Here is a 10,624-nt window from a genome sequence, read left to right as displayed (position 1 = left end):
ATGGCAGATTACCAGGGTAAAAAAGTCGTTATCATCGGGTTGGGCCTCACGGGCCTTTCCTGCGTGGACTTTTTCCTTGCGCGCGGCGTCACGCCACGCGTGATGGATACGCGTGTCTCTCCGCCGGGTCTGGACAAACTGCCGGAACAGGTTGAACGCCACCTTGGTGGTCTGAATGATGACTGGCTGCTGGCCGCCGATCTGATTGTTGCCAGTCCGGGTATGGCGCTGGCGCACCCATCGCTCAGCGCCGCATCCGATGCGGGCGTAGAGATTGTCGGGGATATCGAACTGTTCTGCCGCGAAGCGCAGGCTCCGATTATCGCCATTACCGGCTCAAATGGTAAAAGCACGGTCACTACGCTTGTCGGCGAGATGGCAAAAGCGGCGGGTAAGAACGTTGGTGTTGGCGGCAATATTGGCCTGCCAGCCCTGATGCTGCTGGATAAAGGCTGTGAGCTGTACGTGCTGGAACTTTCCAGCTTCCAGCTTGAAACCACCTCCAGCCTGCACGCGGCTGCCGCGACGATCCTCAACGTGACTGAAGATCATATGGACCGGTATCCCTTTGGTCTGCAGCAGTACCGCGCGGCTAAGCTGCGCGTTTATGAAAATGCGAAAGTCTGCGTAGTTAATGCCGACGACGCGCTGACCATGCCGGTGCGCGGTGCAGATGACCGCTGCATCAGCTTTGGGATCACCATGGGTGATTACCACCTGAACCGTCAGCAGGGTGAAACCTGGCTGCGCGTGAAGGGTGAAAAAGTGCTGAACGTGAAAGAGATGACGCTTTGCGGTCAGCATAACTACACCAACGCGCTGGCAGCACTGGCGCTGGCGGATGCCGTTGGCCTGCCTCGCTCTTCCAGCCTGAAAGCGCTGACCACATTTACCGGTCTGGCGCACCGCTTCCAGTTAGCGCTGGAACATAACGGCGTGCGCTGGATTAACGACTCCAAAGCCACCAACGTGGGAAGCACGGAGGCCGCGCTGAACGGTCTTCACGTTGAGGGTACGCTGCATTTGCTGCTGGGTGGTGATGGAAAATCTGCAGATTTCTCCTCTCTGAAACAGTATCTCTCCGGAGATAACATCCGCCTGTACTGCTTTGGTCGTGACGGCAGCGAGTTGGCTGAACTGCGCCCGGAGATTGCCGAGCAAACTGAGACCATGGAACAGGCGCTGCGCCTGATCGCGCCGCGCGTGAAGCCAGGCGACATGGTGCTGCTCTCTCCGGCTTGCGCCAGCCTCGATCAATTCAAGAATTTCGAACAGCGTGGTGATGTCTTTACCCGCCTGGCGAAGGAGTTAGGCTGATGCGTTTATCTCTCCCTCGCCTGAAAATGCCGCGCCTGCCAGGATTTGGAATTCTGGTGTGGCTGTTTGCGGCACTGAAAGGCTGGGTGATGGCTTCCCGGGATAAGGATTCCGATAGCCTGATCATGTATGACCGCATGCTCTTCTGGCTTACGCTGGGCCTGGCGGCGATCGGCTTTATCATGGTGACCTCGGCCTCCATGCCGGTCGGGCAGCGTCTGGCTAACGATCCCTTCCTGTTTGCCAAGCGTGACGGGCTGTACATCATTCTGGCGTTCTGCCTGGCGCTGGTGACCTTACGTCTGCCGATGTCGTTCTGGCAGCGGCACAGTACAGCCATGCTGATTGCGTCCATTATCATGCTGCTGATCGTACTGGTTGTCGGGAGCTCCGTTAACGGGGCATCGCGCTGGATCGCCTTTGGTCCACTGCGTATTCAGCCTGCGGAATTTACCAAGCTGTCCCTGTTCTGCTACCTGGCGAACTACCTGGTGCGTAAGGTTGATGAAGTTCGTAATAACCTTCGCGGCTTCTTAAAGCCGATGGGCGTAATTCTGGTGCTGGCGATCCTGCTGCTGGCACAGCCTGACCTTGGTACTGTGGTGGTACTGTTTGTCACCACGCTGGCGATGCTGTTCCTGGCGGGTGCAAAGCTGTGGCAGTTCATCGCCATTATCGGGATGGGGATTTCGGCGGTTGTGCTGCTGATCCTCGCCGAGCCTTACCGTATCCGCCGCGTGACCTCGTTCTGGAACCCGTGGGAAGACCCGTTCGGCAGCGGTTATCAGCTGACGCAGTCGCTGATGGCGTTTGGCCGCGGTGAAGTCTGGGGGCAAGGCCTGGGCAACTCGGTGCAAAAACTGGAGTATTTGCCGGAGGCACACACCGACTTCATCTTCTCCATTATTGGGGAAGAACTGGGTTATATCGGTGTGGTATTGGCGCTATTAATGGTATTCTTCGTCGCTTTCCGCGCCATGTCGATTGGCCGAAAAGCGCTGGAGATCGATCACCGCTTCTCAGGTTTCTTAGCCTGTTCAATTGGTATCTGGTTTAGCTTCCAGGCATTGGTTAACGTCGGGGCCGCAGCGGGTATGCTGCCGACTAAGGGCCTGACGTTGCCGCTGATCAGTTATGGTGGTTCGAGTCTGTTGATCATGTCGACGGCCATCATGTTTTTGTTGCGCATAGATTATGAGACGCGTCTGGAGAAAGCCCAGGCGTTTACACGAGGTTCACGATGAATCAACCGAAGCGGTTAATGGTGATGGCAGGCGGTACCGGCGGACACGTGTTCCCGGGGCTGGCGGTTGCGCACCATTTAATGGATCAGGGCTGGCAGGTACGCTGGCTGGGAACCGCAGACCGCATGGAAGCCGATCTGGTACCGAAGCACGGTATTGAGATCGACTTTATTCGTATTTCTGGCCTGCGAGGCAAAGGCCTCAAGGCAATGCTGCTGGCACCGGTGCGTATTTTTAACGCCTGGCGTCAGGCCCGCACCATCATGAAGCAGTTTAAGCCTGATGTGGTGCTGGGAATGGGCGGGTACGTGTCTGGTCCCGGTGGGCTGGCGGCGTGGTCCCTGGGCATCCCTGTTGTGCTGCATGAGCAGAACGGTATCGCCGGGCTGACCAACAAGTGGCTGGCGAAAATTGCCACAAAAGTGATGCAGGCATTCCCCGGCGCGTTCCCGAAAGCAGACGTCGTCGGAAACCCGGTGCGCGTCGATGTGCTGGCGCTGCCGCTGCCTGACGCTCGCCTGAATGGTCGTGAAGGTCCGGTACGCGTGCTGGTCGTCGGTGGTTCTCAGGGGGCACGCATCCTGAACCAGACGATGCCGCAGGTGGCCGCAAAGCTGGGCGATGCCGTGACCATCTGGCATCAAAGCGGTAAAGGTGCTCAGCAGACCGTTGAGCAGGCTTACGCCGAAGCGGGGCAGCCGCAGCACAACGTAACGGAATTTATTGACGATATGGCCGCAGCCTATGCCTGGGCCGATGTCGTAGTCTGTCGTTCTGGCGCATTAACGGTGAGCGAAATCGCTGCCGCGGGTCTGCCAGCGCTGTTTGTGCCGTTCCAGCACAAAGACCGACAGCAGTACTGGAATGCGCTGCCGCTTGAGAAAGCCGGTGCCGCGAAGATTTTTGAGCAGCCACAATTTACCGCCGATGCGGTCGCCACCACTCTGGCGGGCTGGAACAGAGACGCATTGCTGGAAATGGCACAGCGCGCGCGCGCGGCGGCTATCCCGGATGCAACGGAACGAGTGGCAAAAGAAGTGAGCCTGGCAGCCCAGGCTTAACCCTCGCAGCGCGTGTTGCGCTGCACGAATTTTTAAGTAGTCGATGGCGTTTAGAGAATGAATACACAACAACTGGCAAAACTGCGTTCTATCGTGCCCGAGATGCGTCGCGTCCGGCACATTCACTTTGTTGGCATCGGTGGTGCTGGCATGGGCGGTATTGCCGAAGTGTTAGCTAACGAAGGTTATCAGATCAGCGGGTCTGACCTGGCGCCAAACCCTGTAACGCAGCAGCTGGCGTCGCTTGGGGCGACTATCTATTTCAACCATCGCCCGGAAAACGTGCGCGATGCGAGCGTGGTGGTGGTGTCGAGCGCCATCTCCTCAGACAACCCGGAAATCGTTGCCGCACATGAAGCGCGCATTCCGGTGATCCGCCGCGCTGAGATGCTGGCGGAACTGATGCGTTTTCGTCACGGTATCGCCGTTGCGGGCACGCACGGTAAAACCACAACCACGGCGATGGTATCCAGCATTTATGCGGAAGCGGGTCTGGACCCGACGTTCGTTAACGGTGGTCTGGTGAAAGCGGCAGGCGTTCATGCGCGTCTGGGCCACAGCCGTTACCTGATTGCGGAAGCGGATGAGAGCGATGCGTCGTTCCTGCACCTGCAGCCGATGGTGGCGATTGTCACCAATATCGAAGCTGACCATATGGATACTTACCAGGGCGACTTCGAAAACTTAAAGCAGACGTTTATTAACTTCCTGCACAACCTGCCGTTCTATGGCCGTGCGGTAATGTGCGTTGACGACCCGGTGATCCGCGAGCTGCTCCCGCGCGTCGGGCGTCAAATCACCACTTATGGCTTCAGCGAAGATGCTGATGTTCGTGTTGAAGAGTACAAACAGATTGGTGCGCAGGGGCATTTCACCCTTGCACGTCAGGACAAAGAATTGCTGCACGTGACGTTGAATGCGCCAGGTCGCCATAATGCCCTGAATGCGGCGGCGGCGGTTGCGGTAGCGACGGAAGAAGGCATTGATGATGATGCGATCCTGCGCGCGCTGGAAAGCTTCCAGGGGACAGGCCGTCGCTTCGACTTCCTTGGTGAATTCCCGCTGGACGCAGTGAACGGTAAATCGGGTACCGCGATGCTGGTAGACGATTACGGTCACCACCCAACGGAAGTGGACGCCACGATCAAAGCGGCTCGTGCGGGTTGGCCGGACAAAAATCTGGTGATGATTTTCCAGCCCCACCGCTACACCCGTACCCGCGATCTGTACGACGATTTCGCCAACGTGCTGTCGCAGGTCGATACGCTGCTGATGCTGGATGTTTATTCTGCGGGTGAAACAGCGATTCCGGGCGCGGACAGCCGTTCGTTATGTCGAACCATTCGCGCACGCGGTAAAGTGGACCCTATTCTGGTTTCGGACCCGGCGCAGGCAGCAGAAATTCTCGCGCCGGTGCTGACGGGTAACGATTTGATTCTGATTCAGGGTGCGGGAAATATCGGCAAAATCGCCCGTACCTTAGCCGAAATCAAACTGAAGCCGCAAACTCCGGAGGACGAGCATCATGGCTGATAAGATTGCTGTCCTGTTTGGCGGCACCTCCGCCGAGCGCGAAGTGTCCCTGAATTCAGGCGCTGCCGTTCTGGCGGGCCTGCGTGAAGGTGGCGTTGATGCGCATCCGGTCGATCCGAAAGAGATTGATGTGACCCAGCTGAAAGCGATGGGCTTCGATAAAGTTTTCATTGCGCTGCACGGCCGTGGCGGTGAAGACGGTACATTGCAAGGGCTGCTGGAGTTAATCGGCCTGCCGTACACCGGCAGCGGCGTGATGGCGTCTGCCATCTCCATGGATAAACTGCGCAGCAAATTGCTCTGGCAGGGCGCGGGTCTCCCCGTTGCGCCATGGGTTGCTCTGACGCGTACTGAATTTGAATTGGGCCTGTCGGACAGCGTTAATACACGCATTGCCGCGCTGGGCTTACCGGTTATTGTGAAGCCGAGCCGTGAAGGGTCGAGCGTCGGGATGTCTAAGGTGGATAAAACTGAGGATTTATCTGCCGCGTTAACATTGGCATTTCAACATGATGAAGAAGTTCTGATTGAAAAATGGCTCAGCGGGCCGGAATTTACTGTTGCGATGCTTGGCGAAGAAATTTTACCGTCAATTCGCATCCAACCCGCCGGAGTCTTCTATGATTATGAGGCGAAGTATCTCTCTGATGAGACGCAATATTTCTGTCCAAGTGGTCTTGAAGCAGAACGTGAAGCCGATTTACAGTCTCTGGTGCTCAAAGCCTGGAATGTTTTAGGCTGCCGCGGCTGGGGACGCATTGATGTCATGCTCGACGGTGACGGGCAATTTTATCTGCTGGAAGCCAACACCTCACCAGGTATGACGAGCCATAGCCTTGTGCCGATGGCAGCGCGTCAGGCGGGGATGAGCTTCTCGCAGTTAGTCGTACGTATTCTGGACCAGGCGGGCTGATATGTCTCAGGCTGCATTGAACACGCGCAACCGCGATGAAGAGGAAGAATATACGTCTTCACGCCGGAGTAATGGAACGCGTCTTGCAGGGATTATCTTCCTGCTCGGGGTGCTGTGCACCGTGTTTATCAGCGGCTGGATGGTGCTGGGCTGGATGGAAGATGTGCAGCGTTTACCGCTCTCTAAGCTGGTGGTGACCGGCGAGCGTCACTACACGCGTAACGATGATATTCGCCAGTCTATTCTGGCCCTGGGCTCACCTGGCACCTTTATGACCCAGGACGTCAATATTATCCAGAGCCAGATTGAACGTCTGCCGTGGATAAAACAGGCGAGTGTAAGAAAGCAATGGCCTGATGAATTGAAGATTCATCTGGTTGAATATGTGCCCATTGCGCGTTGGAATGATCAGCACATGGTAGACGTAGACGGAAATTCCTTCAGCGTCCCAGGCGATCGCGTCAACAAGCAAAATTTACCGATGTTGTATGGCCCTGAAGGCAGCGAAAACGAAGTGTTACAAGGTTTCCGCGAGATGGGGCAGGTGCTGGCTAAGGATCGCTTTACGTTAAAAGATGCCGCAATGACGGCGCGCCGCTCCTGGCAACTGACGTTAACGAACGGGATCAAGCTCAACCTTGGCCGCGGCGACACAATGAAACGTCTGGCGCGATTTGTAGAACTTTACCCGGTTTTACAGCAGCAGGCGCAGACGGACGGCAAACGGATAAGCTACGTTGATTTGCGCTATGACTCAGGCGCAGCAGTCGGTTGGGTGCCGGCTCCGGTCGAGGAACCTAATCAGCAACAGAATCAGGCACAGGTACAGGCAGAACAACAATGATCAAGGCGACGGACAGAAAACTGGTAGTTGGACTGGAGATTGGCACCGCGAAGGTTGCCGCTTTAGTAGGGGAAGTTCTGCCCGACGGTATGGTCAATATCATTGGCGTGGGGAGTTGCCCATCCCGTGGTATGGATAAAGGTGGGGTAAACGACCTTGAGTCGGTGGTGAAATGCGTTCAGCGCGCCATCGATCAGGCTGAATTAATGGCAGATTGCCAGATTTCTTCTGTCTATCTGGCCCTTTCTGGCAAGCACATCAGCTGCCAGAACGAAATCGGTATGGTGCCGATTTCAGAAGAAGAAGTGACGCAGGAAGATGTAGAGAATGTTGTGCATACGGCGAAGTCCGTGCGCGTCCGCGATGAGCATCGCGTACTGCATGTGATCCCGCAGGAATATGCGATCGACTACCAGGAAGGGATTAAGAACCCGGTGGGTCTTTCCGGCGTACGTATGCAGGCAAAAGTGCACCTGATCACATGTCACAACGATATGGCGAAGAACATCGTTAAAGCCGTTGAACGTTGTGGACTGAAAGTTGACCAACTTATTTTCGCCGGTCTGGCCGCAAGTTATTCCGTGCTGACCGAAGATGAACGTGAACTGGGCGTCTGTGTGGTCGATATTGGTGGTGGTACAATGGACATGGCTGTCTATACCGGCGGCGCGTTGCGCCACACCAAAGTGATCCCTTACGCAGGGAACGTTGTGACCAGCGATATAGCCTACGCCTTTGGTACGCCACCGAGCGATGCAGAGGCAATTAAAGTCCGCCACGGTTGCGCACTGGGTTCTATCGTGGGCAAAGATGAGAGCGTTGAAGTGCCGAGCGTAGGTGGTCGTCCACCGCGCAGCCTGCAGCGCCAGACGCTGGCAGAGGTGATTGAGCCGCGCTATACCGAGCTGCTCAACCTGGTCAACGAAGAGATTTTGCAGTTACAGGAACAGCTTCGTCAGCAGGGGGTTAAGCATCATCTTGCGGCGGGGATTGTATTAACCGGCGGGGCAGCGCAAATTGAAGGTCTTGCGGCCTGCGCTCAGCGCGTGTTCCATACGCAGGTGCGTATTGGTGCGCCGCTGAATATCACCGGTTTAACGGATTACGCTCAGGAGCCGTATTATTCAACGGCCGTGGGCCTGCTGCACTACGGGAAAGAATCCCATTTGAGTGGTGAAGCAGAAGTGGAAAAACGCGTCTCGGTGGGGTCGTGGGTCAAACGACTTAACACCTGGTTGCGAAAAGAGTTTTAATTTTTTTAAGAGACCGGAGAGAATTAGCGGTCTCGGGCGACAGGCACAACGGAGAGAGAAATTATGTTTGAACCTATGGAACTGACCAACGACGCGGTGATTAAAGTCATCGGCGTCGGTGGCGGCGGCGGTAACGCCGTAGAGCATATGGTGCGTGAACGCATTGAAGGTGTTGAATTCTTTGCAGTTAACACCGATGCGCAGGCACTGCGTAAGACGGCAGTTGGCCAAACTATCCAGATCGGCGGTGGTATCACCAAAGGGCTGGGCGCTGGGGCTAACCCGGAAGTCGGTCGCAACGCGGCTGAAGAAGATCGTGAAGCCCTGCGTGCTGCACTGGAAGGTGCGGATATGGTCTTCATCGCAGCGGGCATGGGCGGCGGTACCGGTACCGGTGCAGCACCTGTAGTGGCTGAAGTGGCAAAAGATTTAGGTATCCTGACCGTTGCTGTCGTGACCAAGCCTTTCAACTTCGAAGGCAAGAAGCGTATGGCCTTCGCGGAGCAGGGTATCACCGAGCTGTCCAAACATGTGGACTCTCTGATTACCATCCCGAACGACAAACTGCTGAAAGTTCTGGGGCGCGGTATTTCCCTGCTGGACGCCTTTGGCGCAGCAAACGACGTGCTGAAAGGTGCGGTTCAGGGTATCGCTGAACTGATTACCCGCCCTGGTCTGATGAACGTTGACTTTGCAGACGTTCGTACCGTGATGTCCGAAATGGGCTACGCGATGATGGGCTCTGGCGTGGCGAGCGGTGAAGACCGTGCAGAAGAAGCGGCTGAAATGGCGATCTCTTCTCCACTGCTGGAAGATATCGATCTGTCTGGTGCGCGCGGCGTGCTGGTCAACATTACCGCTGGCTTTGACCTGCGTCTGGATGAGTTCGAAACCGTGGGTAACACCATCCGTGCGTTCGCCTCTGACAACGCTACCGTGGTAATCGGTACCTCCCTTGACCCGGAAATGAACGACGAACTGCGCGTCACTGTTGTTGCCACCGGTATCGGTATGGACAAGCGTCCTGAGATCACGCTGGTCACCAACAAACAGACTCAGCAGCCGGTGATGGATCGTTACCAGCAGCACGGTATGTCTCCACTGACTCAGGAGCAGAAACCGGCCGCGAAAGTGGTAAACGACCCGACTCCACAAACGGCAAAAGAGCCAGATTATCTGGATATCCCGGCGTTCCTGCGTAAGCAAGCTGACTAGGAATTGGCTGGAATTTGGGGATTTTCGCTCTTTGTGCTAAACTGGCCCACCGTTAGTGATATACACTCTCGGTTGGATAGTTAATTTGGCGAGATTATACGATGATCAAACAAAGGACACTTAAACGTATCGTTCAGGCGACTGGTGTCGGTTTACATACCGGCAAGAAAGTCACCCTGACGCTGCGCCCTGCGCCGGCCAATACCGGGGTCATCTATCGTCGCACCGACTTGAATCCACCGGTAGATTTTCCGGCCGATGCCAAATCTGTGCGTGATACAATGCTCTGTACTTGCCTGGTGAACGAGCATGACGTGCGGATTTCTACCGTAGAGCACCTGAACGCCGCCCTGGCGGGTCTGGGTATCGACAACATTATTGTTGAAGTCGATGCACCAGAAATCCCGATCATGGATGGTAGTGCTGCACCGTTCGTCTATCTGTTGCTGGATGCCGGCATCGAAGAACTGAACTGCGCGAAGAAATTTGTTCGCATCAAAGAGACCGTTCGTGTCGAAGATGGCGACAAGTGGGCTGAATTCAAACCGTACAATGGTTTCTCGTTGGACTTTACCATCGACTTTAACCACCCGGCGATTGACTCCAGCACCCAGCGCTATGCGATGAACTTTTCTGCTGATGCGTTTATGCGTCAGATCAGCCGTGCTCGTACGTTCGGCTTTATGCGTGATATCGAATATCTGCAGTCCCGCGGCCTGTGCCTGGGCGGTAGCTTCGATTGTGCCATCGTTGTTGACGATTATCGCGTACTGAACGAAGACGGCCTGCGTTTTGAAGATGAATTCGTTCGTCACAAAATGCTGGATGCGATCGGCGACCTGTTTATGTGTGGTCACAACATCATTGGTGCATTTACCGCGTTTAAATCCGGTCATGCGCTGAACAACAAATTGTTGCAGGCTGTCCTGGCAAAACAGGAAGCCTGGGAATATGTGACCTTTGAAGACGAAGCTGAACTGCCGCTGGCCTTCAAAGCACCAAACATGGTTCTGGCGTAACGGTCTATACCGTTCGTAAAAAATCGACTGGTTAACCTGGTACTCTCTCCGACCAGGAAGGCCAGTCGTTTTTATTTTTACTCTTCTTTGTTTTCCCCGGTTTATCCTCACGCCCGTCTGGCGTAGAAAATCTGTGCGTTAGCTGCATTCTTGACCGTTTTTCCCTGCTGCATTACGTCATTCCTGCTGCTGCGCATTGGCTTTAGTGGTAATATCTGGGCGCTA

General features: G+C 55.5%; 9 protein-coding genes. All 9 read left to right on the top strand.

The window, feature by feature from the left end:
- Complete coding sequence (murD, locus tag ACTJJA_RS10090) at nucleotides 1-1,317, top strand: UDP-N-acetylmuramoyl-L-alanine--D-glutamate ligase (RefSeq protein WP_042718665.1); 1,317 nt, start codon at nucleotides 1-3, stop codon at nucleotides 1,315-1,317.
- Complete coding sequence (ftsW, locus tag ACTJJA_RS10085; RefSeq protein ID WP_042718662.1) at nucleotides 1,317-2,561, top strand: cell division protein FtsW; 1,245 nt, start codon at nucleotides 1,317-1,319, stop codon at nucleotides 2,559-2,561. The genes murD and ftsW overlap by 1 nt, the downstream gene beginning before the upstream one ends.
- Entirely contained in the window at nucleotides 2,558-3,622 is a 1,065-nt protein-coding gene (murG, locus tag ACTJJA_RS10080) for an undecaprenyldiphospho-muramoylpentapeptide beta-N-acetylglucosaminyltransferase (RefSeq protein ID WP_108417093.1), read from the top strand. Before ftsW ends, murG begins: the two co-directional genes overlap by 4 nt.
- A 57-nt stretch (nucleotides 3,623-3,679) precedes the next feature.
- Nucleotides 3,680-5,155, top strand: a complete 1,476-nt coding sequence (gene murC / locus ACTJJA_RS10075) for a UDP-N-acetylmuramate--L-alanine ligase (protein ID WP_089599182.1) — start codon at nucleotides 3,680-3,682, stop codon at nucleotides 5,153-5,155.
- Nucleotides 5,148-6,068 carry a D-alanine--D-alanine ligase gene (locus tag ACTJJA_RS10070; RefSeq protein WP_440667778.1) on the top strand — a complete coding sequence of 307 codons (921 nt, stop codon included), beginning with the start codon at nucleotides 5,148-5,150 and terminating at the stop codon, nucleotides 6,066-6,068. The genes murC and ACTJJA_RS10070 overlap by 8 nt, the downstream gene beginning before the upstream one ends.
- 1 nt (nucleotide 6,069) lies before the next feature.
- Complete coding sequence (ftsQ, locus tag ACTJJA_RS10065; RefSeq protein WP_440667776.1) at nucleotides 6,070-6,912, top strand: cell division protein FtsQ; 843 nt, start codon at nucleotides 6,070-6,072, stop codon at nucleotides 6,910-6,912.
- Entirely contained in the window at nucleotides 6,909-8,165 is a 1,257-nt protein-coding gene (ftsA, locus tag ACTJJA_RS10060) for a cell division protein FtsA (RefSeq protein WP_010426970.1), read from the top strand. Before ftsQ ends, ftsA begins: the two co-directional genes overlap by 4 nt.
- Before the next feature lie 63 nt (nucleotides 8,166-8,228).
- A complete protein-coding gene (gene ftsZ / locus ACTJJA_RS10055) occupies nucleotides 8,229-9,380 on the top strand; it encodes a cell division protein FtsZ (protein WP_008501978.1) in 1,152 nt (383 codons plus the stop codon).
- A gap of 101 nt (nucleotides 9,381-9,481) precedes the next feature.
- The gene (lpxC, locus tag ACTJJA_RS10050) at nucleotides 9,482-10,399 is read left to right on the top strand and encodes a UDP-3-O-acyl-N-acetylglucosamine deacetylase (RefSeq protein WP_010426966.1); all 918 of its coding nucleotides are present in this window, start codon (nucleotides 9,482-9,484) and stop codon (nucleotides 10,397-10,399) included.
- The last annotated feature ends 225 nt before the right edge of the window (nucleotides 10,400-10,624 follow it).

It is taken from the genome of Enterobacter sp. 22452 (genome assembly GCF_052045065.1).
Classification (GTDB): domain Bacteria; phylum Pseudomonadota; class Gammaproteobacteria; order Enterobacterales; family Enterobacteriaceae; genus Enterobacter; species Enterobacter mori.
The sequence above is the reverse complement of the archived record's forward strand: the minus strand, read 5'-3'. Positions and strand labels throughout refer to the sequence as shown.

What these genes read in the sequence shown, in the direction of transcription:
- lpxC (WP_010426966.1), top strand. Translation starts at nt 9,482, where the DNA reads ATGATCAAACAAAGGACACTTAAACGTATCGTTCAGGCGACTGGTGTC.
- ftsW (WP_042718662.1), top strand. Translation starts at nt 1,317, where the DNA reads ATGCGTTTATCTCTCCCTCGCCTGAAAATGCCGCGCCTGCCAGGATTT.
- ftsZ (WP_008501978.1), top strand. Translation starts at nt 8,229, where the DNA reads ATGTTTGAACCTATGGAACTGACCAACGACGCGGTGATTAAAGTCATC.
- ftsQ (WP_440667776.1), top strand. Translation starts at nt 6,070, where the DNA reads ATGTCTCAGGCTGCATTGAACACGCGCAACCGCGATGAAGAGGAAGAA.
- murG (WP_108417093.1), top strand. Translation starts at nt 2,558, where the DNA reads ATGAATCAACCGAAGCGGTTAATGGTGATGGCAGGCGGTACCGGCGGA.
- ACTJJA_RS10070 (WP_440667778.1), top strand. Translation starts at nt 5,148, where the DNA reads ATGGCTGATAAGATTGCTGTCCTGTTTGGCGGCACCTCCGCCGAGCGC.
- murD (WP_042718665.1), top strand. Translation starts at nt 1, where the DNA reads ATGGCAGATTACCAGGGTAAAAAAGTCGTTATCATCGGGTTGGGCCTC.
- murC (WP_089599182.1), top strand. Translation starts at nt 3,680, where the DNA reads ATGAATACACAACAACTGGCAAAACTGCGTTCTATCGTGCCCGAGATG.
- ftsA (WP_010426970.1), top strand. Translation starts at nt 6,909, where the DNA reads ATGATCAAGGCGACGGACAGAAAACTGGTAGTTGGACTGGAGATTGGC.